The organism is Streptomyces sp. NBC_00669, from assembly GCF_036226785.1.
In the GTDB taxonomy this organism is placed as follows: domain Bacteria; phylum Actinomycetota; class Actinomycetes; order Streptomycetales; family Streptomycetaceae; genus Actinacidiphila.
Map to the genome: position 1 here is coordinate 3962987 of NZ_CP109018.1, position 22056 is coordinate 3985042.

Below are 22056 nucleotides of genomic sequence, written 5' to 3' on the forward strand. Positions count from 1 at the left end.
CGAGGCTTGCGTCACTCGACGCGCGAGTCAGAGACCGGCTCGTCGCCGTCGAGCAGATGCACGTCGTTGACAGCGACGTTGACTTCGACCACTTCGAGGCCGGTAATGCGCTCCACGGCCACTATGACGTTCTCGCGGACGTCACGGGCGACGTCGGCGATCGGGACGCCGTACTCGACGATCACATCCAGGTCCACCGCGGCCTGGCGCTCGCCGACCTCGACCTTCACTCCCCGCCCCACATTGGGACGGGAGCCGGGCACACGGTCGCGGACAGCACCAATCGTGCGGGACAGGCCACCACCCATGTCGTAGACACCGGGGATCTCGCGCGCAGCCATGCCCGCGATCTTGACGACCACGACATCGGCGATGGACGTCTTCCCCCTGTTCGCAGCCGGCTCGCTCGCGCCGGCACTGCCACCGCTGACCGTCGTGGAGCCCTGACCGGGCTTCACGCCGCTCTCCACCATCTTTCGTACGGGCGCCTCAACCTGCTGTGCAACCATCACTGTCTCCTTGATCGTGCGTTGTCGTGACGTGCGGTTAATGAGTTGGACCCGGCTGGCGGAGATTCGTCACGCATCCGCGGCGAAGATTTTTTTCCGAGCTGATCCGCCCGCACGGCGTGACATCCGGCGATCTCGCGTGTCGAAGACAATGAGCGAACGAAAGGAGCCGCCGCGTGTCGGGGTACCGCAAAATCACCAGGCCGGGCAGCGCAGACACCGGCAGCACAGCGCCGCCCGGCGCCTCGAAAGCCGTCGCCGCGCCCGCGGCCAAGGTAGAACTGCCGCCGGCGGAAGCACCGGCCGATCTGCCTTTGTCCGAGCCACCGTTGTCCGACCCGCCGGTCGACGGATTGCTGACCGAGGAATTGCTGGCCGACGAATTGCTGGCCGTACGCGCGGGAGAAGGGGACGAGGACGCCTTCGCCACACTCGTACAGCGGCATGCCGGACCGCTGCTGCAACTCGCCGAGCGGCTGCTGGGCAACCGCGTGGAGGCCGAGGACGCCGTTCAGGACGGCTTCGTCAGCGCCTGGCGCAGACTGCCGGAGTTCCGCGGCGAGGCACGGTTCAAGACCTGGATGTACCGAATCGTCACCAACCGCTGTCTGAACGTCCTGCGCTCGCGCCGCCCGCTCGTCCCGCTCGACGGCACCCCCGAGCTCCCGGCGCCGGACCACCAGACCTCACCCGAGCGCGTGACCGAGTCCCGCGCGGCCACGCGCGCCTTGGCCGAGGCGATGTCTCTGCTCTCGCCGGAACAGCGAGCCTGCTGGGTGCTCAGAGAGTTGAACGGACAGACGTACGAGGAGATCGCCGAACTGGTCGGAATCAGCCCTCAGGCGGTTCGCGGGCGCATCTTCCGTGCACGACGCGGCCTGACGGAGGCGATGGGCGCATGGCGATGACCAGCAACCCGGGCGGAGCCGGCCGCCTGCCCGGCCAGACACCGGAGCCACTCCCCGACGACGAGCAATTGCTTTGCGGCCGCATGCTCTCCGAGGTGTGGGAGTCCACCGACAGCGGTGAGAGCGACCAGCACGCCCTCCGCTGCCCTTATTGCTCGGCCGCGTTGGCCGACCTCGATCTGCTCGGCGGCGCGATCAGGGAGTTGCGCTCCAGCACGCCTCCACCGATGGACACCGCCTCCCTCTCCGAACGCGTCATGGACGTGGTCCGCTTGGAGCTGCGGCCCGGTCGCACACTGCCTCTCGGCGAACCCGAGGAGGACGCGTGGATCACCGAGGCCACGGCGGCCAGGGTTCTCCGCGCCGCGGCCGAGTCGCTGCCGGGAGTACGGGCCGGGTCATGCCGAATCGCGCCCGTGGCGATGGACGAGCTGAACGATCCGCTCCTACCGGCTCGCCCCGGGCTGCCCGGCCGGGAGCCGGTCCGGGTGCTCCTGGAAGTGACGTTCCCGTTCGCCCCCGACCTCGATGAACTCGCCGACCAGGTACGCCAGGAGGTCTTCGCAGCCGCAGACCGCCAACTGGGCATGCGCGTGGCGGCGGTCGACGTACGCCTCACCGATCTCCTTGACGATGCGGCCAGCGAAGGACGGACCCGATGACCCAACCCGCCGCCCGCGAGGTACTCACCGCCCAGGTCGCCACCGCCGTCTGCGAAGTGCCCGGCGTCGCATTCCTCAAGCCCAGTCTCAGCGGACTGCTGAGAGCGTCCATACGCTCCACGACACAGGGAGCATCGCGCCATTCCACCGAGGGTGTCCGCCTCACCCCCGGTGAGGGCCGGCCGTCGTGGACGGTGAGCGTCCACGTCGTCGCCCGGCGCGGCCATCGCGCGCTCGACGTCGCCCGCGCGATACGGGAAGCGGCCACGGCCGCTCTGGCCGTGACCTCGGTGAATGGCCAGTCACCGCCGCCGGTCACGGTCAGCGTCACCATCAGCGGGATCGTCTGACCCGGTCCCGCTCCCGGTCCCGCCGTGCTCCCGACCCGGCCACGCCCGTCCACGCCCGCCCGCACCCGCGCACCTGCACCCGCACCCGCACCCGGACAGGCGAGGACGGAGCCGGGACATGACGGCCCAGGTCCAGCAAAGGACACGGCCAAGAGAGGGTCCGGCGACGGGTTCAGCCCAGCAGCAGCGATGTGGGCTGAGCCGAGAGCGCCTGGTCCAGTACCAGGGACGCCGCTCCCACGGCGGCCACGTTCTCGCCGAGGGTGGTGGTGACGACCGCAGTCGGGTGGGTCGCCTTGACGAACGGCGAGCGCGCAACCATCGGTTCTATGACAGGAAGGAGATGATCGGCGAGCACCTGCCAGGTCGTACCACCGAAGACGATGGTGTCGACGTCCAGCAGGGTCGCGGCAGCGCAGACACCACGGCCGATACGGACAGCAAGTTGATCGATGATGGACTTCGCCGCCTCGTCGCCCTCGGCGGTGAGTGAGGCCAGCCGTTCCACACCGCGCGGGGCGTCGGCCGGGTCCAGCACGGTGAACTCCGCACCGAGCACGCCGAGTGAGATGGCCTCGTCGACGAGGGTCCGGATCGAGCAGCCCGCGCCGAGGCCGCCGACCTCGCCCGCGTTGCCGGAGACACCGCGCAGCACGGTGTCCTGCACCACGAGTCCCATGCCCGAGCCAGTACCGAAGTAGAAGAAGAGGAGGTTGCGACTCGCGGTGGCCGCGCCGGCCCAGCGTTCGGCGACGACTGCGGCGGTGACGTCCTTGTCGAGGAGTACCGGGTAGCCGGTGGCCTCACTGAGCCGGTCACGGAGGGGGAAGCTGCCCCACCCGTGCAGTTCAGGAGGGTCGAGTACCTGGCCGGCCACGGTGTCGACGGGACCGGGTGCGGCAACGCCGAGGCCCAGTATCCGTTCGGCGTCGACGCCGGACTCGCCGACCAGGGCGGCCACCGAGGCCGCCATGCCCGACACGATCTGGTCGGAGCCGCCACCTCTCGGCGTCCGCTCGCTGTACTGCGCCACCACCGCGCCCAGCAGGTCGACCAGGACATAGGTGATGACCGCCGGGTCGAGGTGCACCCCCACAGCGTGCCGGGCCGTGGGGACGACCTCCAGGAGGGTGCGCGGCTTGCCGGGACCCGTACTCCGCTTCCCGGACTCCCGCGCCACGCCCTGGTCGAGCAGTCGGCGGGTGATGTTCGAGACGGTTTGGGCGGACAGGCCGGTGGCCTGGGCGAGTTCGACCCGACTCAGCCCGGACGGGTGTCGGCGGATGGCATCAAGGACGACGGACTCGTTGTAGTCGCCCATCCGCGGCAGGTTGGTGCCGCGGCGGATCGGCGGTCTGTCGTTGCCGGCGCTGTCGATGGTCGTCAACCGTGCCTCTCCCAGCCTCGGATGGCGGACGCGGCACCAGGCCACCGCCCCTTCGACGGCGTTGATGGGTGGCATGGTACGCCACCGGATTCTCCGTCCGGACCGGTCCGCCGAGCCGCCGGTCCGGGGTCGCTTCCCGTGCCGGCGGCCGACATCGTTCGCTCCGTTCGCTGGGTGTGGTCGCGGTCAGGCGCGGGGCAGGCGCAGGGTCACCATCTGGAAGGGCCGCAGGGTGAGGACCGCCCCGCCCTCCGCCGTTTCGAGGCCCGCGGTGTCGGTGAGCGGCCGCTCCAGCAGGTCGGTCAGCACGGCACGGTCGGCGGCGAAGCCGTCGGCGCGGAGTGTGGCGCGGGCACGGCCGCCGTTCGCCTCGTAGAGGCGGACGACGAGGTCGCCGCTGCGGTCGTCGGCGAGCTTCACCGCGCTCACCACGATCGCGTCGTCGTCCACGGTCACCAGGGGGGCCACGGCGTTCGCGCCGGAGGTGCGGCGCTCGGGGAGGTTGGCCCGGTAGCCCTCGCGGACGGCGTCGGCGATGGTGGCGCCCGGCACCAGCGCGTGGCGGAAGCGGTGGACGCCCTGGTCGGTCTCCGGGTCGGGGAAGCGCGGGGCCCGCAGCAGCGAGGCGCGCACCGTGGTCGTCGTACCGGCGTCGGCTCCGGCGCGCACCGCACGGGTGACGTCGTGGCCGTATGTCGCGTCGTTGACGAGCGCGACGCCCCAGCCCGGCTCGTCGAGGTGCACGAACCGGTGGTTGCACGCCTCGAACTTGGCCCACTCCCAGCTCGTGTTCTGGTGGGTGGGCCGGTAGACATGGCCGAACTGGGTCTCGGACGCGTACCGGTCGGCGCGTACGTCCAGCGGGAAGGCGAGCTTGAGGAACCGCTCGGTCTCGTGCCAGTCCACCTCGGTGTCGATGTCGATCCGCTTGGCGTCCGCCGGAAGCGACAGCAACTGGACGACCCGGGAGTCGCCGAAGGCACGTTCGACGCGGACCGAGGCGCCGTCGACACGGAGGTCCGCGACGTCCGTGAGGTCGGCGCCGACATTCCGGTAGAAGGCGTCGACGTCCCACGCGTCCCACTGGTTGGGCAGGTCGGGGTGGAGCTGGAGCAGGTTGCCCGCCTGCCCGGGGGCGATGGACTCGCGTCCGGCCGCGATGTCGTAGGCCGACACCACCAGTCCGCGCGCGTCGATCTCGACCCGCAGCAGACCGTTGTCCAGGATGTAGCCGCCGCCCTCGCGCACGGCCGGGGTCACCGTCTCCGGCGAGCCGGAGACACCCGCGCCACCGGCCGGAACGCCTCCGCGCCCGTGCGGAGCCGAGTTGAAGACCACGTCGCCGACGCCGGCCCGCTCCCCCGAGTTCCCCGCGCCCTCTCCGGTCCCCGCGAGCGCGCGCTGCGCCTCGCCGATGATGCCTTCGAGCTCCTCGGCCACGAGCGCATAGGTCCGCCGCGCCTCACTGTGCACCCAGGCGATCGACGAGCCGGGCAGGATGTCGTGGAACTGGTGCAGCAGCACCGTCTTCCAGATCCGGTCCAGCGCCTCGTAGGGGTACGGCGCCCCGGTGCGTACGGCCGCGGTGGTGGCCCACAGCTCGGCCTCGTACAGCAGGTGCTCGCTGCGCCGGTTGCCGCGCTTGGTCTGCGCCTGGCTGGTCAGCGTGGCGCGGTGCAGTTCCAGGTAGAGCTCGCCGACCCACACCGGCGGATCGGGGTACTCCGCCTCCGCCTTGGCGAAGAAGTCCGCGGGCGCCTCCCACTCGACGGTCGCCGACCCTTCGAGGCTGCGCAGCCGAGCGGCCTTCGCGACCATCTCCCGGGTGGTGCCGCCGCCTCCGTCGCCGTATCCGGTCGGCGCGAGGGAGCGGCTGGCGACGCCCTTCTCCTTGAAGTTGCGTGCCGCATGGGCGATCTGGCGGCCGGCCATCTCGCAGTTGTAGCTGTCGACGGGCGGGAAGTGGGTGAAGACCCGGGTGCCGTCGATGCCCTCCCACGCGAAGGTGTGGTGCGGGAAGGTGTTGGTGCGGCTCCACGAGATCTTCTGGGTGAGCAGCCACTTGGAGCCGGCGGCCTTGATGATCTGCGGCAGGCCGGCGGCGAAGCCGAAGGTGTCGGGGAGCCACACCTCCTCGTTGTCCACGCCGAACTCTTCGATGAAGAAGCGCTTGCCGTGCACGAACTGGCGGGCCATGGCCTCGGACCCGGGCATGTTGGTGTCGGACTCCACCCACATCCCGCCGGTGGGCACGAACCTGCCGTCCGTGACCGCCTGCTTGACCCGGGCGAACACCTCGGGCCGGTGTTCCTTGATCCACGCGAACTGCTGGGCCTGCGACATCGTGAAGATGAAGTCGGGATCGTCGTCCAGCAGGGCCGTCATGTTGGACACGGTGCGCGCGACCTTGCGGACCGTCTCCCGCAGCGGCCACAGCCAGGCCGAGTCGATGTGGGCGTGGCCGACCGCGCTGATCCGGTGCGCGGCCGGAACCGCGGGCGCGGCGAGCACTCCCGCCAACTCGTCCCGCGCGGCCTGCGCGGTGGCGTTCACGTGCTGCAGGTCCACGGCGTCCAGCGCGCGGCTGACCGCGCGGAGGATCTCCCAGCGGCGCGCCCCCTCCAGGGGCAGCTCCGCCATCAGCTCGCCGAGCACCTCCAGGTCCAGGACCAGGTTCCACACCGTCTCGTCGAAGACCGCCAGCACCATCTGCCCGAGTACGTACTGAGGCGCGTCGCCGGCGGTCGCGCGGTCACCGAGCACGGTGGGCTGGAACGGCACCTCGCCGTCGATGTCGGGGTTGGACGCGGCCTCGATGTGCCAGCGGACCGTCTCGCCGCCCGCGACCGGCGAGCCGACGCGTACGGCGGAGTTGCGCGGGTGGAGCCCCTTCACCGGGGTGCCGTCGGGCCGGTAGACGAGGCCCTCGCACTGGAATCCGGGGGTGCGCGGGGTGAATCCGAGGTCGAGCACGGCCTCGACGGTCCGGCCGGCCCACTCGGCGGGCACGGTGCCGCTGACCTTGAACCAGCTCGTCCCCCAGGGCGAACCCCACGGCGTGCCGGCGGAGATGGGCTGCGTCGTCGCCGACAGCCCCTCCGCTACGGGCACGGGCTCGCCGGAGGTGGACCAGATCTCCACGGTCAGCGGCGTCGTCTCCGGGTGGATCGCCGGACGGATGCGCTCCCGCAGGACGCGCTCCAAGCGTGCCTCGACCAGTTTGCGGTCGTCATGCATGAGGACGGTCTCCTGATAGCTGGGCTCGACAGGGCGGGGTGCCGGTCAGAGGCCGGTTGCGGCGCCCGGGTCCGGGCGCTCGCAGATGGGGTTCGACCTTTGACGTCTACGGGGGAACGGGCAGCGTACGTCCGGCACGAGGTCCACCTTCGGCGACCGAGACATTCTCGGCGTTCCGCATATGACGAACATTCCGGACGGTCGATTCGTGCCCCTTGGGCGACGGGACGAACCCGCCGCGGCTCACCAGGGGATGACGACCGGCCCAGCCGCCGCGGACGACGAGCGCCCGCCGGGTGTCGGTGGTCAACGTGGTTGCACGCTCCCATCGGCGCTGCGCGGCAGAGCGCAGCGGTCGGGTTCTTACGGCATCGGCCACCAGCCGTCCTGGCGCCAGGTCATGGCGATCAGGTCCTCCGCACGGCAGGTGTCGGTGTAGTGCCGTTCGAACCTACGAACCGCCCGCCGAGTTTGTCAATACGTTTTACGAACCCCTCCGTCATTGAACGGGATTCAATGCGGAGCGCCTCGCTCCGGAACCGGGTGGTACGGCCGGGCGGCCTCCCGGGCGGTTCCGCGGGCTCGCTCTGGTAGACGCAGAGGCCCGGCGCGGGCATCCGGACACGGTTGTTCATGGCGCTCGTCCGGCCCTTGCCGGACATGGCGGTCCTCGTCCGCGGAAGTCGGTGAACGTCGCGGAAGTCCCCGGACCGGCGGTACGGCCGGCGTTAGGGCAAGCGGTACGGCCGACCGGACCGGCGGCGGTACGGCCGAGCGTGGTGCGCTGCGCCGTGGGCGCCCTGCGCGTCGTCGGCGGCGCGCCTCAAAGACGGCGGCGCGGTTCAAAGACCGCGGCGCCGTCAGCGTTACCGGGCGATGTCGAACGTCCGGGCGGCGGAGTCGTAGGAGGAGGTCTTCGCGCCGGGCATCTTCCCCCCGGCCGCGAGGCTGATGTCGACCCGCGTCACGTCCTTGCCGAGTCCGGCCGCCGCGGCGACCCGGACGCGGACCCGCGCGCTGGCACCCGCCTTGAGCGACGTGCTCAGCACATGGCCGACCGCGTTGGCGGACCGCGTCACCGCGACCCACCGGTGGCCGTCGTACTGCTGCATGGTGAAGCCATCGGCCACATCGGCGCCGGTCGGGTCGCAGCCGACGACGTCGTCCGCGCTGCACGGGGAGATGTTGAGCCCGGCGTCCACGTGCGCGATGTCCCGGGTGGACACGTTGTGGACGGCATACGTCGCCTCGGTCCAGCGCCCGTCGCGGTGCAGCGTGGTGCCCTTCATGTCGAGCACGCTGACGGTGAGGGCCGCGAGCGGCGCCTTCACACTGTCGCTCGCCAGGGTGCGGCCGGCCGAGCTGAGCGTCGCGTGTACGGCCACGGCGTCGTCCGCGCCGGACGGCCCGTACTGCGGGTTGAGGTAGAGGCGCCAGATGTCCTCGTCCTTGATGGGCACGGTGTAACTGCCGGACAGGGTGTCGAGCCCGGCCTTGGGTCCTGCGGACCTGGCGAGCTTCAGGGCGGGCCAGCCGTCCCAGCCGGTGGACCCCACCGGCTCGTACTGGGTCTTCAGCGACTTGCCGGCCGGGACGTCGAACCGCAGCGCGACCTTCACCTTCGGAGGGTGCGCTCCGTTGGTGTGCATCGACAGGGCCAGCAGGCCGTCGGTGCCCCGCGCGTAGGTGTCGAGCGCTTGCAGCTTGAGAGACACCGGCGGATCGGGGGTCGGCGTCGGATCGGCCTTGCTCCCCCCGTCCCCGCCCCCGCACGCCGCGACCACCGCGGCCACCAGCACGGCGGTGACCGCCACCCGCCAACGCGACAGCCCGACCCGCATCCCGAACCCCCATGGCCTCGCCGATCAAGAAAGAGAGCCCCCTGAGAGGCTTCAACAGCATAGGCAGACTCGGTACTTCGGGCCGGAACTTCCGCTGCTCGCAGGCACGACGCCGGTCGTCGTACGCGGCGGCAACAGTTGGCGGCCAGCGGTCAGCGGCCTGCGCTCAGCGGCCAGCGCTCAGCGCTCAGCGCTCAGCAAGGACACCCCGGCGGGCCGGCCGGACCGTGGACGTCGCAGCCGGCCCCGCGCATCCGGCCGTCAATCCATGTCCACGCCGGCCAGGGCGTTGCCGATCAGGCGGGTGGCGAACTCGGGGTCTTCGGTGAGCTGGTTGATGTGCTCCGCGAGGAGGAAGGCGGTGGCTTCCAGCGGGGTCATCTCGCTCTCGGTCCAGTAGCCGTACTGCTTGCGCCACAGGCCGGGGCCCAGGCCGGTGGCCGCGGCAATCACCAGGCCGGCCATGGTGGGAATGGTCTCCGGGCGGACGCTATTGGGCATCTTGCGCATCGTGCCCACGAGGTCGGGCACCACGTGTTCGATGGCGTCCTTGCCGTGGTCGTCGTAGGCCGCCTGAAGCCACCGCATGAACATGTAGACGAGCGTGCAGGCGCCGTCCAGCACGGCATCGGCTTCCTTGGGGCTCATCGACGCGGTGAACTGGTCGATCAGGAGCTGCTGTTCAGGATCGACCCCGGTCCTGTTGCCGTGGACGGCCTTGAGCCGGGAGTCGATCATCATGAGGGCCGTACCCACGTCGCCCACCGGGGCGAACTCGGGGCTGCAAGGCGATGACACCAGTTTTCTCCTCAACTCATGCGGAACAGGGGGGCGTTCCCGACGGCAGCTCCCTCGCAAGCCGGCCGGCGGGCGGTTACGGGAAAACCGTAGGTCGACAACTCCCCCCTGAACGGCCCAGATCCGTTGCCGCGTCATACAGGCAGATACGGGGACGCCCGGTGCGAGGACCGAACAAAGCGCTCATTCGACGGGCCCGGCCTTTTCCCAGCCCGATCGGCCCCACCCTCGGCCCCGACAGCAGCCCGACCGGTCACGCTGCCCCTACCGCCCGGCCCGGGCCGGACACCCGCCGGCACCGCAGGCACCACCGCACCGCCGTCCCCAACCGAAACAGGCAGCGGGCAGCCCATGCCGCGCCCACTCGGTTTCGGTCTCGGTCTCGGTCTCGACGGTCCGCATACGATCCCCACGCGGTCGACCCGTCCGGGGAAGCGGCCCGCGGCCCGCGGCCGCCTCGTCACCGCCGGCCATCGGCACCCCTCGCGGCGGCGGCCCACCGCCGGGAAAGCCGCGAAAGGGACAAATATGGAGCCCCCTGTCGGGTTCGAACCGACGACCTACGCTTTACAAGAGCGTCGCTCTGGCCAACTGAGCTAAGGAGGCGCGGGGGCCAGTGTACCGGGCCAGGGGTGTGGGGGTGTGGCGAAAATCTTGCCCCGGGGGCTGGTGACAAGACGGAAATCGGCAGGTAGCGTCACGGTGAGCCCGCTGGTGAGGCGGGCTGTTCGATTTCGCGGAACACCTCCGGAGCCACTCCGGAAGCTTCCTTTACTCGGATCGTCCGGCACGTTCCTGCCGGTGAAGGGACTGTGAACAGTCATGGCAACTGTCACGTTCGACAAGGCGACCCGGATCTACCCGGGCGGCGACAAGCCCGCGGTGGACGGGCTCGAGATCGAGGTCGGGGACGGCGAGTTCCTGGTGCTGGTCGGCCCGTCCGGCTGCGGCAAGTCGACCTCGCTCCGCATGCTCGCGGGGCTGGAGGACGTCAACGCCGGCGCCATCCGCATCGGTGAGCGCGACGTCACGCACCTGCCGCCGAAGGACCGGGACATCGCGATGGTGTTCCAGAACTACGCGCTGTACCCGCACATGACCGTCGCGGACAACATGGGCTTCGCCCTGAAGATCGCGGGCGTCAACAAGGCCGACATCCGCAAGCGGGTGGAAGAGGCCGCGAAGATCCTCGACCTCACCGAGTACCTCGCGCGCAAGCCGAAGGCGCTCTCCGGTGGTCAGCGGCAGCGTGTCGCGATGGGCCGCGCGATCGTGCGTGAGCCGCAGGTCTTCCTCATGGACGAGCCGCTGTCGAACCTCGACGCGAAGCTGCGTGTGCAGACCCGTACCCAGATCGCCAGCCTCCAGCGCCGGCTGGGCGTCACCACCGTCTACGTCACCCACGACCAGGTCGAGGCCATGACGATGGGCGACCGCGTGGCGGTGCTCAAGGACGGTCTGCTCCAGCAGGTCGACAGCCCCCGCAACATGTACGACCGCCCGGCCAACCTCTTCGTCGCGGGCTTCATCGGCTCCCCGGCGATGAACCTGGTCGAGGTGCCGATCACCGACGGTGGCGTGAAGTTCGGCAACACCGTGGTGAACGTGGCGCGCGACGCGGTGAAGGCCGCGGCCGACAAGGGTGACAAGACGGTCACCGTCGGCGTCCGCCCCGAGCACTTCGACATCACCTCCGGCGCCGGCGGCCTGTCGAAGGAGGGCCCGGAGGGCCTGGCCGTGACCGTCAACGTCGTCGAGGAACTCGGCGCCGACGGTTACGTGTACGGCTCCGCCGAGGTCGGCGGCGAGCACAAGGACCTGGTGCTCCGCGTCGGCGGCCGCGAGATCCCGGAGAAGGGCGCCGTGCTGCACGTCGTGCCGCGCCCGGGTGAGAGCCACGTGTTCGCCACCTCCACCGGCGAGCGCCTCAGCGACTGAGCGACCGAGCGCCTCAGCGGCTGACACCAGCGCTGACACGAGCGACACGGCGGCGGGCCGGTACGCCCAGGACGGACGTACCGGCCCGCCGCCGTATGCGTATGCCCCGCTCCGCTCGGCACCGTTCACCCCGGCCCGCCCCACCACCCGACATAAATCCGCAAATCCGGCCTTTCGGGTGGGTTCGTCAACACGGTGACTGCGCCTGCCCTGTTTCACCTCCCTCGTCAGAGTGACTAAATGTCGCCAAATCATCACCAGTCGCTACGATCCGATGCGTGAACCAGGTAGCTCGCCGTCTCGGCAAGACATTCGCGCTCGTTCTTCCGGTCGTCCTCGTGCTGTCGGGGACGCTCGCCGTCACCCGCGTGCCGTGGGCCGGTTCGTCCTCGGACGGACAGGTGCTGACCGCGGCGTCGTCGAAGAAGCAAGCGGCCCTCGCGCCCCAGGAGGCGCTGCGCCAGAAACTGCTGGCCGAACTCCAGGAGAAGGACCCGGGCGCCGCCCTGACCGACCTCCAGGTGGCCATGGCCAAGCAGCCCAGCCTGGCGCGCTACTGCGTCGACATCGCCCGCTCGCTGGGCCGCGCGGCCGTCGCCAAGTACGACGGTGCCGCCCACCGCGCCCAGGCGTGGTCGCGCCCGGTGTGCGACACCTCGTTCGCGACGGGCGTGGCGTCCGTCGGCTGAACGGTCCCCGCCCTGACGGCACGCGGACAGGCGTACGGCCCGCACCACACGGGCCGTACGCCCCTCGTCGCATAGGGTGCGCTCCATGAAGCGCGCCGACCAACGACCCCGTACCACCGCCTCATCCACCGCCGCCCGGGACACCGGTGGCGGAGCTTCCACCTCGGTCACCCAGGCGGTACTGCTCGCCGGCGGCCAGGGGTCACGGCTGCGGCCGTACACCGACGACCGGCCCAAGCCGATGGTGGAGATCCCCGGCACCGGGACGCCGATCATCGGCCACCAACTGGCCTGGCTGGCCGCGGAAGGCGTCACGGACGCCGTGATCTCCTGCGGCCACCTCGCCGAGGTACTGCAGGAGTGGCTGGACGGGACCCCGCTCCCGCTCAACGTCACCACCGTCATCGAACGCGAACCGCTGGGCCGCGGCGGCGGGTTGAAGTACGCGGCCGCCTCGCTGCCCCGCCCCGACGAGTCCTGGTACGCCACCAACGGCGACATCTGGACCCGCTTCCCGCTGCACGAGATGGCCGAGTTCCACGAGGAGCGCGGCGCCGTCGCGACGCTCGCGCTGGCCCGCCCCCGTATCCCCTGGGGCGCCGTGGAGACCAACGAGTTCGGGCAGGTGCTGGACTTCATCGAGGCGCCCCCGTCGCCTTACCTGATCAACGCCGGCGTGTACGTCTTCGCGCCCGAGTTCACCGCGATGCTGCCCGACCTCGGGGACCACGAGCGGACCACCTTCCCCCGGCTCGCCCGCGAACGCCGGCTCGCCGGGTTCCCGATCCCCCACGGTGCGTACTGGCGGGCCATCGACACTGCCAAGGACCTCAACGAGGCCGCCAAGGAGCTGGGTTCGCACCAGGGGTGATGTCCCAGGCGCCGCACCCCGGCAGCCGTCCCAGGGCCCTTCCAGAGCCGCGTCGGGACCGCGCCAGGGCCCTCCCACGGCCATCCCGGAGCACCGCACCCCGGAAGGCGTCCCAGGGCCCGTTCCGCGGAGCCGTCCTCAGGGCCCGTTCCGCGGCCCCGGCCCAGGCCGCCCCTCCCCCTCGCGGCAGGCAGAACGAACGCGCAGGGGCGCCCCCTTCGAAAGGGGGCGCCCCTGCGCGGTGTGCCAGACGGTCAGGCCATGTTCTGCGGGGCTTCCGAGTGGCCCGCGGGCCCCGCCGAAAGACCCAGCAGCGGCCCGCTGCCGAGCAGCCCGCCGATCGCGCCCTGCGAGGGCTTCGCCGGCGGTGCGGGCGGCGGCGGAGCCTGCGTCTCGGCGGGCGGCGGCGCGTGCGTCACCGGGGAACTGCCGGAGGAGCCCCCGGACGAGCCGCCGGACCCGGACCCGGTACCGGTGCCGGACCCCGTGGAGCCGCCTCCCGTACCGATGGTGGTGTGGGTGCTCTGCGGCGCGGTGCTGCCGACCGACGAGTGCGTGTGGCTCGGCTCCGCGCCGGGCTGCGCCCCGTCGGCGCCGCCCTTCCCGTGCTTGCCGGCGCCGGACGACCGCGTCGGGTCGGCCGAGGCACCGGTCGTACCCCCGTCGCTGTCACCGCCGGAGACCTCGGGCAGCGGCGAACCGGGCAGGTTGTTCACGGGAGTCGACGCGGGGCCGGAGTGGCCGTGCTCCGTGCTGCTGGAGCGGACGGCCGCGCCGAGCACCGAACCGACCAGCAGCGTCAGGCCGATGGTGACCGTGGCGAGCACGGCGCCCCTGCGCAGCACGCGGCGGCGCAGGTCCCACAGGGTGACGCGGGGACCGAGCCGGCGCCAGGCGTCGCTCGCGAGGTGGCCGTCGATCGAGTAGACCGGGGCACCCGCGATCACCAGCGGGCTCCAGGCGGCCAGGTAGATGAAGTCGGGCGCGTCGTAGACCGGGACGGTCCGCCAGCTCACCGTGACCAGCAGGGCGATCGACACGGCGGCACCGAACGCCGCGGCGATCCGCTGCCAGAGACCGAAGACGGTGAGCACGCCCACCACGACCTGCAGGAAGGCGATGGACAGACCCGCGCCCACCGGGTGGTTGAGCGCGGCGTCGCGCAGCGGCTCGGCCGCGCCCCAAGGGTGCAGCGAGGAGAGCCACTTGACCATCGAGCCGCGGTGGCCGCCGTCGAAGTAGACCCGGTCGCACAGCTTGCCCATGCCCGCGTAGATCGACACGAAGCCGAGGAAGACCCGCAGCGGCAGCAGCACGATGCCGAGGTTCATCCGCCGGTGCGGGTAGTACGCGTGCCTGACCGCGTCGCCGCGGCGCCCGCGCGCGCGGCCGCGGTCGCCGCTGTCGGGCCCGTCGCCGTCGCGGTCGTCGTAACCGCGACCGCTCCTGCCGATCAACGGCTCGTCGAAGGGGGCGCGTTGGCCGATCACCGTGGGAGCCGCGGCAGGCAGTACGGACGTGTCGTCGATCCGCGGCAGCACCTGCGTCGCGGCTCCGGCGCTCCCCGGACCGGCCGCGGCGCCGGCCTGCCGGCGCACCGCCTGCGTCAACTCGGGCGAGGTGTGGCCGGACCACACAACGGGCTTGCCGCGACGCGCGGACGGCATCCGTACCGTGTCCGCGACGCCGAGGGCGCGGGTCGAGGCGGCGCCGAGCTGCACCCGGAAGCTCGCGTGGTTGACGATGACCTGGGCGGGATCGCTCGGCACCCGTGCCATGGTCATCACGCGCTCATCAAACCCGGGCGCCCCTCCCCCCGTGGAGGTGCGGGGTGTTCTGGTGTCCACACTCATCTAACCGAGTGACGGTCGTTTAGGACACTGCCTGACGGTCCCCCGTCAGACCACCCGCGCCGCGGACCGGTCGAGCCCTCGGGCCGTCGGACCCCGAGGGAGGAACCGGCCGATCCGTTCCACCCGTCGGCGGATCTCACCGAAATCTCATCCCCTCCCATGGTGTCACCAAGGCGGCACCAAGAAACCGCCAGCAGGATGCGGTGGACAGCCCAAGTCCCGGTCCAGGAGCGGTGCGATGATCCTGCACGACCCCCGAGTGCGCCGGCTCGCCCGGCGGGTCCGCCTCAAGGCCCGGCGGGTGATCACCGCGCCTCCCCCGGTGCTCGGGCCCGAGGCGACCCGCCTGGTGCCCGACCCGGTGTTCGTCATCTCCTCGATCCGCTCGGGCTCCACGCTGCTGCGGGTGCTGCTCAACAGCCATCCCGACGTCCGCGCCCCGCACGAGATGCACCTGCGCACCCTCACCCTGACCTACGCCGAGCCCTACACCGAGAAGGCGATGGGCCTGCTCGACCTGGACCAGCGGGAGTTGGAGCACCTGCTGTGGGACCGGGTGCTCCACCGCGAGCTGGTGCGCAGCGAGAAGAAGGTCATCGTCGACAAGACGCCGGGCAACGCCGACCAGTGGCAGCGGCTGCACGAGGCGTGGCCCCGGGCCCGGTTCATCTTCCTGCTGCGCCACCCCGCCTCGGTGGTCGCCTCCCAGATGGACTCCCGGCCGGACAAGGGCATCGACTGGACGGTCCGGCACATCCGGCGCTACGTCGAGCAGGTCGACGCCGCCCGCGGCGCGCTCGACGGCCTCACCGTCCGCTACGAGGACCTGACCGCCGACCCCGAGGCGGAGTGCCGGCGGCTGTGTACGTTCCTGGGCGTCGACTGGACGCCGAAGATGGTGCGTTACGGGCGCCAGGACCACGGCCCGTTCCAGGTCGCGATGGGCGACTGGAGCGACAAGATCAAGTCGGGGCGGGTCCAGGCACCGCGTCCGCTGCCGAGCCCGGAGGACGTCCCGGAGCCGCTGCGCGCGATCACCCGCAAGTGGGAGTACCCCTGCTAGGAACCCGGTGGGCCACTCCCGGGCTCGCCCGGCCGGTAAGGGCACCGCGCCTGGGCGGCAGCCCTTACACCCCTGGCACCCCGCACCCGTACCCCGCTGGCACCCCGTTCACCCCGTGCTCCCCTGGCGGCGTCAGCGTGACGCGCGGCGGCGGGACGCCTCGTACAGCACCACGCCGGCCGCGACACCCGCGTTGAGCGACTCGGCGCCGCCCGGCATCGGAATCCGCACCCGCACGTCGCACGTCTCGCCGACCAGCCGGGACAGCCCCTTGCCCTCGCTGCCGGCCACCACGACCACCGGGCCGTCCAGCAGTTCCAGGTCCTGGAGTTCCAGTTCCCCGTCGGCGGCCAGCCCGACCACGGTCAGCCCGGCCTTCTGGTACGCCTCAAGGGTGCGGGTGAGGTTGGTGGCGCGGGCCACCGGCACCCGGGCGGCGGTGCCCGCGGAGGTCTTCCAGGCGCCCGCGGTCATACCCGCCGCGCGCCGCTCGGGCACCACTACGCCGTGCCCGCCGAACGCGGCGACCGAGCGCACCACGGCGCCGAGGTTGCGCGGGTCGGTGACGCCGTCGAGCGCCACGATCAGCGGGTCCTCGCCGCGGCCGGCGGCGGACGCCACCAGGTCCTCGGGGTGGGCGTACTCGTAGGGCGGGATCTGGAGCACCAGCCCCTGGTGGTTCAGCCCCGCGGTGATCCGGTCGAGCTCCGGCCGCGGCGCCTCCAGCAGCGGCACCCCGCGGTCGGTGGCGAGCGTCACGGCCTCGCGCACCCGTTCGTCGTTCTCGATGTACTGCTGGACGTAGACGGCCGTCGCGGGGATGTCGGCGCGCAGCGCCTCGACCACCGGGTTGCGCCCGACCACCATCTCCGAGGTCGACTTGGCACCGCGGCCCGAGGGCCGGCGGGACTGCGACGAGACGGTCCTGCGGGCCTGCGCGTTGGCGACCCGGTTCTTCTTGTGCCCCTTGCGCACCTCGGCCGGCGGCGTGGGGCCCTTGCCCTCGAGGGCCTTGCGGCGCTGCCCGCCACTGCCGACCGTGGCGCCCTTCTTGTTGGACGTACGGCGGTTCCTGCGCTGGCTGTTCCCGGCCATGGGACACTCTCACTTCTTCGGTCGAACGCTGCAAAGCTCCACGGGTCCCGCGAGCCGGTGAACACCGGAGGCCGACCCCGGAGGCCAACCCCTGGAAGACCGGCCCCTGCGGGCCGGTCGCCGAGGTCAGCCCCTGAGCGTCCAGCGCGAGCCGGTCGGGGTGTCCTCGATCTCCAGACCCGCCTGGACGAGCTGGTCGCGGATGGCGTCGGCGGTGCCGTAGTCCTTGCGGGACCGCGCGGACTGCCGCTGCTCCAGGACCAGCTGCACCAGGGAGTCGACGACGCCGTGCAGGTCGTCGCCGCCCTCGGAGCCGCTCCAGTGCGGGTCGAGAGGGTCGAGACCCAGTACTCCGAGCATCGCACGGACCTCGGCCAGACGCGCGACCGCCGTCTCCTTGTCGTCGGCGGTGAGCGCGCTGTTGCCCTGCCGGACCGTGGTGTGCACCACGGCCAGTGCCTGCGGGACGCCCATGTCGTCGTCCATCGCCTCGGCGAAGGCCGGCGGGACCTCGGCGGCCGGCTCGACCACACCCGCCTTCTCCACCACGCGCTGCGCGAAGCCCTCGATCCGGGCGAACGCCGACTCGGCCTCGCGCAGGGCCTCCTCGCTGTACTCGATCATCGAGCGGTAGTGCGGGGTGCCCAGGTAGTAGCGCAGCACGATCGGCCGCCAGCGCCGCACCATCTCGGAGACCAGCACCGAGTTGCCGAGCGACTTGCTCATCTTCTCGCCGCTCATGGTGACCCACGCGTTGTGCACCCAGTACCGGGCGAACTCGTCACCGTACGCCTTCGCCTGGGCGATCTCGTTCTCGTGGTGCGGGAAGATCAGGTCGATGCCGCCGCCGTGGATGTCGAAGACGCGGCCCAGGTACTTGTGGGCCATCGCCGAGCACTCCAGGTGCCAGCCGGGCCGGCCGCGGCCCCACGGGGTCTCCCACGACGGCTCGCCGGGCTTGGCGGCCTTCCACATCGCGAAGTCCCGCTGGTCGCGCTTGCCGGTCTCGCCGTCGCCCTCCGGCTGCCGCAGGTTGTCCAGCTCCTGGTTGGACAGCTCCAGGTAGTCGGGGAACGAGCGCACGTCGAAGTAGACGTTCCCGTCGGCCTCGTAGGCGTGGCCGCGCTCGATCAGGCCGCGCATCATCGCGATCATCTCCGGCACGTGGCCGGTGGCCCGCGGCTCGTACGTCGGCGGGAGGCAGCCGAGCGCGTCGTAACCACTGGTGAAGGCGCGCTCGTTCTCGTACCCGATCGCCCACCAGGGGCGGTCCTGCTCGGCCGCCTTCCTGATGATCTTGTCGTCGATGTCCGTCACGTTGCGCACGAAGGTCACTTCGTAGCCGCGGTAGCCGAACCACCGGCGCATGATGTCGAAGTTCAGACCGGACCGGATATGGCCGATGTGCGGGGCCGCCTGCACGGTGGCGCCACACAGGTAGATCGAGACGCGGCCCGGCGTGAGCGGGGCGAAATCACGAACCTGGCGCGCGTTGGTGTCGTACAGGCGAATAGTCACGGGGACAAGGGTAGTGGCTCCACGTGAGCGGCCCGCCCCCTCTGCCCGATCCTGACATCTCCTCGACACACCACGGCCGGCCGGCCCCGCACGGACGGTCCGGGAACCGTCAGGACGCGGTCGTGCGCGCGGTCCGTACCACCAGCGCCGTGGCGATCGCGGCGAGCCCTTCACCGCGGCCGGTGAAGCCCAGCCCGTCCGTGGTGGCGGCGCTGACGAAGACCGGCGCCCCCACGGCGGTGGCCAGTACCCGCTGCGCCTCGTCGCGCCGCTTCCCGATCTTGGGCCGCTGCCCGACCACCTGGACGGCCACGTTCCCGACCACGAACCCCGCGTCCCGGACGATCCGGGCGGCCTCGGCGAGGAGCGTCAGCCCCGACGCCCCCGCCCACTCGGGCCGCCCGGTGCCGAAGTGCGCGCCGAGGTCGCCGAGCCCGGCCGCGGAGAACAGCGCGTTGCACGCGGCGTGCGCGACCACGTCGGCGTCGGAGTGCCCGGCGAGGCCGGTCCCCTCGCCCTCCCACCTCAGGCCCGCGCACCACAGCTCGCGGCCCTCCTCGAAGGCGTGGATGTCGGTGCCGACGCCGACCTGCGGCAGCCCCGGCAGCCCGCCGTCGTACGGTCCTGCGCTGTGCTCCTCAGTGGCCATGGGCCCTCCTGCGGGCGAGTACGGCCTCGGCGAGCACGAGGTCCAGCGGACGGGTCACCTTGAACGCCTCTTCGTGTCCGGGCACCACCCGGACCGGCACGCCGAGCTGCTCGACCATGCTCGCGTCGTCCGTGACGTCCTGGGTGACGGTGGCGTGCGCCTTGGCGAGTACGGCCCGGTCGAAGCCCTGCGGGGTCTGCACGGCGCGCAGCAGAGCGCGCTGCGGGGTGCCGGTGACCGCGCCGGTCTCCGGTTCCACGCTCTTGACGGTGTCGGCGAGCGGGAGGCCGGGGACGACGGCCGGCGCGCCGGCCCGCACCGCCTCGACCACGCCCTCGACGGTCTCCACCGGCACCAGCGGGCGGGCCGCGTCGTGGACCAGCACCACGTCGACGTCGTCGGGCAGCGCGGCCAGGCCGAGCCGTACCGAGTCCTGCCGGGACTCGCCGCCGGGGACGACGGTGACGGCGGTCGTCTCGGGCAGTTCGTGGGCGTCGAGCAGCGCCCTGACCTCGGCCGCGCCGTCGGGCGGGGCGACCACGACGATGACCTGGACGGCCCGGGCCGCGGCCATCGCGCGGACCGCGTGGACGAGGATCGGCACCCCGCCAAGGGTGCGCAGCGCCTTGGGCGCGCCGGGGCCGAGCCGGACGCCACGTCCGGCGGCGGGAATGACAGCGGCGGTACGCAGGTTTGTGTCCTTGTGTCAGATGGGTATCGCACTCAGAGTGCCTGGCGCGGTGTTCCTCCGGACCCCTTCCGTGACCTCCGGAGGACCTTCGCTCGCCCGGCACGAGGGGCATGCCGTGGCATCAGCACGCCGCAGCACCCGGTCATCCTGCTCAACCGGGTGCCGCGGCAGGTCCCCCGGGGGTGGCCGGGGGTGCGTCTGCGTAAGTCGGTACGTCACATGGGGCGGCGTGGGGTCTCACACCGGCAAGGACGCGACACGAGAACGTCCGAAAAGGGACGGTCTTACGACGCGAGGACCTCGTCGAGCAGCGTCTCGGCCTTGTCCTCGTTGGTGTTCTCGGCCAGTGCGAGTTCGCTGACCAGGATCTGTCGCGCCTTGGCGAGCATGCGCTTCTCACCCGCCGACAGGCCGCGCTCGCGCTCGCGCCGCCACAAGTCGCGCACGACCTCCGCGACCTTGATGACGTCGCCGGACGCGAGCTTCTCCAGATTTGCCTTGTAGCGGCGGGACCAGTTGGTGGGCTCCTCGGTGTACGGCGCGCGCAGCACCTCGAAGACCCGGTCCAAACCGTCCTGACCGACCACGTCGCGTACGCCGACGAACTCCGCATTGTCCGCGGGCACGCGTACCGTCAAGTCGCCCTGGGCGACCTTGAGCACCAAGTAGGTCTTGTCCACGCCTTTGATCTGGCGAATTTCGATCGCTTCGATCAGCGCGGCCCCGTGATGGGGATAGACCACGGTGTCGCCAACCTTGAACGTCATGTGACAGGTACCCCTTCCGTGGCTATCCAGGGTAACACGGGAACGGCGTCTTCTGAATGGCGTTTCCGCAGGTCAGGGCATATCTCGGGGCTTGACAACCGCCCCCGGAACGTGCTGGAGGGGGCGCCCGCGACGGGGTATTCGCAGGTCGGAGCCGGTATACGCCGGGCCCGAAACGTACCCGTTACAGCCCCGAACGGCCCCGAACAACGGGCGATACGTCCCGATTTGTCGCTTCCACTGGAGTGCACCATCGCTACGCCGTTCGGGCCGGTGGCCGGTTACCGGCCGTCCGAAGATCGAATTTTGCCCGATCATGGAAAAGGCCCCGTGACCGATCTTGGGGCGCGCCGGTAATCAACGCGCCCTAATGGCGGGGCCGGTGCGCGGCCGAGGGCGTGGCGTCGGTAATGTAAGGCCGCTGGAAGATCTTCCGTACCCTGCCCAAGGAGATGCCGCCGCCGTGGTCCGCAGCATCCGTCGCGGCGCTCTCGCCGCCGTACTCGCGCTCTCGCTCGCGCCTCTCGCCGCCGCCTGTTCGGCCGGCAACGACGCGGCGACGCTGGAGGTTCACCCGGACAGCGACTCGGGGTCGACGGGGAACGTGAAGGTGCAGAACGCCTTCGTGCTCACCGACCCGAGCGGACCGGCGACCCTCACCGCCCGCCTGTTCAACAACGGCTCCTCCGCCCAGAGCCTGCAGTCCGTGCAGATCGGCGGGACCACGATGGCCACGCTCAAGGGCGCGCACGGCGGGTCGACGATCAGCGTGCCGGCGCACGGCAGCGTGCTGATCGGCGGCAAGGGCAACCCCGCGGCGGTCCTGCCCGGGCGGAACGAGGCGCTGCGCGACGGCGACGTCCAGAACGCGGTCTTCTCCTTCAGCTCGTCCGGCGCGGTGAAGATGGAAGTCAACGTGACGCCGGCGAGCAGTTACTTCGCGCCGTACGGGCCGGGTTCGCTGCCCACGACGACCGCGCCGACGACGCCGTCGACGGGTTCCACGCCGACCGGCTCGCCCGGGTCGTCCGACAAGACCTCCGGCAAGTCCTCGGACAAGACGTCAGGCAAGTCGTCCGGCAAGTCCTCGGACAAGACGTCCGGCACCTCGTCGAGCACGTCGACGGGCACGCCGACCGGCACGGAGACGCCCAAGGCGTAGGCACGCGCAGGTAGACGACGTAAGGGGCTCGACACCAGGTGTCGAGCCCCTTACCGTTCGCGGCGCGC

General features: G+C 71.3%; 19 protein-coding genes and 1 tRNA gene. 8 read left to right on the top strand and 12 right to left on the bottom strand.

Annotated elements, in window-relative coordinates:
- Window positions 1-11 precede the first annotated feature (11 nt).
- On the bottom strand, window positions 12-473 hold the full coding sequence (locus tag OG896_RS16315) for an Asp23/Gls24 family envelope stress response protein (protein ID WP_329374060.1): 462 nt from the start codon (window positions 471-473) through the stop codon (window positions 12-14).
- Window positions 474-838: 365 nt separating this feature from the next.
- On the opposite strand from OG896_RS16315, the gene OG896_RS16320 reads away from it, so the two are divergent.
- The 3 genes from OG896_RS16320 to OG896_RS16330 are packed head-to-tail and all read left to right on the top strand — an operon-like array spanning window position 839 to window position 2429.
- On the top strand, window positions 839-1417 hold the full coding sequence (locus tag OG896_RS16320; protein WP_329374062.1) for an RNA polymerase sigma factor: 579 nt from the start codon (window positions 839-841) through the stop codon (window positions 1415-1417).
- Window positions 1408-2079 carry an Asp23/Gls24 family envelope stress response protein gene (locus tag OG896_RS16325; protein WP_329366156.1) on the top strand — a complete coding sequence of 224 codons (672 nt, stop codon included), beginning with the start codon at window positions 1408-1410 and terminating at the stop codon, window positions 2077-2079. Before OG896_RS16320 ends, OG896_RS16325 begins: the two co-directional genes overlap by 10 nt.
- Window positions 2076-2429, top strand: coding sequence for a hypothetical protein (locus tag OG896_RS16330; RefSeq protein ID WP_329366158.1), 354 nt, complete (start codon window positions 2076-2078; stop codon window positions 2427-2429). Before OG896_RS16325 ends, OG896_RS16330 begins: the two co-directional genes overlap by 4 nt.
- 172 nt (window positions 2430-2601) lie before the next feature.
- Here the strand turns inward: OG896_RS16330 and OG896_RS16335 are convergent, their stop codons facing one another.
- The 5 genes from OG896_RS16335 to OG896_RS16355 form a co-directional block, all read right to left on the bottom strand.
- Window positions 2602-3750, bottom strand: coding sequence for an ROK family transcriptional regulator (locus OG896_RS16335; protein ID WP_329374064.1), 1149 nt, complete (start codon window positions 3748-3750; stop codon window positions 2602-2604).
- A 252-nt stretch (window positions 3751-4002) separates the two neighbouring features.
- A complete protein-coding gene (locus OG896_RS16340) occupies window positions 4003-7053 on the bottom strand; it encodes an alpha-mannosidase (protein ID WP_329366160.1) in 3051 nt (1016 codons plus the stop codon).
- 866 nt (window positions 7054-7919) lie between these two features.
- A complete protein-coding gene (locus OG896_RS16345) occupies window positions 7920-8894 on the bottom strand; it encodes a hypothetical protein (RefSeq protein ID WP_329366162.1) in 975 nt (324 codons plus the stop codon).
- 261 nt (window positions 8895-9155) lie between these two features.
- Window positions 9156-9692 (bottom strand): hypothetical protein, encoded by a 537-nt coding sequence (locus tag OG896_RS16350; protein WP_329366164.1) that lies wholly within the window; start codon window positions 9690-9692, stop codon window positions 9156-9158.
- A 529-nt stretch (window positions 9693-10221) separates the two neighbouring features.
- Window positions 10222-10298 (bottom strand) — tRNA-Thr (locus tag OG896_RS16355).
- A gap of 216 nt (window positions 10299-10514) precedes the next feature.
- On the opposite strand from OG896_RS16355, the gene OG896_RS16360 reads away from it, so the two are divergent.
- The 3 genes from OG896_RS16360 to OG896_RS16370 all read left to right on the top strand — a co-directional run bounded on the left by OG896_RS16360 (window position 10515) and on the right by OG896_RS16370 (window position 13190).
- Window positions 10515-11630, top strand: a complete 1116-nt coding sequence (locus OG896_RS16360; RefSeq protein ID WP_329366166.1) for an ABC transporter ATP-binding protein — start codon at window positions 10515-10517, stop codon at window positions 11628-11630.
- A 278-nt stretch (window positions 11631-11908) separates the two neighbouring features.
- On the top strand, window positions 11909-12319 hold the full coding sequence (locus OG896_RS16365) for a hypothetical protein (protein WP_328467598.1): 411 nt from the start codon (window positions 11909-11911) through the stop codon (window positions 12317-12319).
- A gap of 85 nt (window positions 12320-12404) precedes the next feature.
- Window positions 12405-13190 carry a nucleotidyltransferase family protein gene (locus tag OG896_RS16370; RefSeq protein ID WP_329366168.1) on the top strand — a complete coding sequence of 262 codons (786 nt, stop codon included), beginning with the start codon at window positions 12405-12407 and terminating at the stop codon, window positions 13188-13190.
- Window positions 13191-13444: 254 nt separating this feature from the next.
- Here OG896_RS16370 and OG896_RS16375 read toward each other — a convergent pair whose 3' ends face one another.
- Entirely contained in the window at window positions 13445-15043 is a 1599-nt protein-coding gene (locus OG896_RS16375; RefSeq protein ID WP_443057060.1) for a DoxX family protein, read from the bottom strand.
- A 238-nt stretch (window positions 15044-15281) separates the two neighbouring features.
- Here OG896_RS16375 and OG896_RS16380 point away from each other — a divergent pair, with 238 nt between their 5' ends.
- Entirely contained in the window at window positions 15282-16106 is an 825-nt protein-coding gene (locus OG896_RS16380; protein ID WP_329366170.1) for a sulfotransferase family protein, read from the top strand.
- 132 nt (window positions 16107-16238) lie between these two features.
- Here OG896_RS16380 and rlmB read toward each other — a convergent pair whose 3' ends face one another.
- From rlmB to OG896_RS16405, 5 genes are all read right to left on the bottom strand, one after another.
- The gene (rlmB, locus tag OG896_RS16385; RefSeq protein ID WP_329366172.1) at window positions 16239-17201 is read right to left on the bottom strand and encodes a 23S rRNA (guanosine(2251)-2'-O)-methyltransferase RlmB; all 963 of its coding nucleotides are present in this window, start codon (window positions 17199-17201) and stop codon (window positions 16239-16241) included.
- A 126-nt stretch (window positions 17202-17327) separates the two neighbouring features.
- Window positions 17328-18719, bottom strand: coding sequence for a cysteine--tRNA ligase (gene cysS, locus OG896_RS16390; protein ID WP_329366174.1), 1392 nt, complete (start codon window positions 18717-18719; stop codon window positions 17328-17330).
- 109 nt (window positions 18720-18828) lie between these two features.
- Window positions 18829-19368, bottom strand: a complete 540-nt coding sequence (gene ispF / locus OG896_RS16395) for a 2-C-methyl-D-erythritol 2,4-cyclodiphosphate synthase (protein WP_329366176.1) — start codon at window positions 19366-19368, stop codon at window positions 18829-18831.
- Window positions 19358-20059 carry a 2-C-methyl-D-erythritol 4-phosphate cytidylyltransferase gene (ispD, locus tag OG896_RS16400; RefSeq protein ID WP_329374067.1) on the bottom strand — a complete coding sequence of 234 codons (702 nt, stop codon included), beginning with the start codon at window positions 20057-20059 and terminating at the stop codon, window positions 19358-19360. Before ispD ends, ispF begins: the two co-directional genes overlap by 11 nt.
- Window positions 20060-20343: 284 nt before the next feature.
- Window positions 20344-20826 (bottom strand): CarD family transcriptional regulator, encoded by a 483-nt coding sequence (locus tag OG896_RS16405; protein WP_103889522.1) that lies wholly within the window; start codon window positions 20824-20826, stop codon window positions 20344-20346.
- 463 nt (window positions 20827-21289) lie between these two features.
- On the opposite strand from OG896_RS16405, the gene OG896_RS16410 reads away from it, so the two are divergent.
- A complete protein-coding gene (locus tag OG896_RS16410; RefSeq protein WP_329366179.1) occupies window positions 21290-21988 on the top strand; it encodes a DUF461 domain-containing protein in 699 nt (232 codons plus the stop codon).
- Window positions 21989-22056 lie beyond the last annotated feature (68 nt).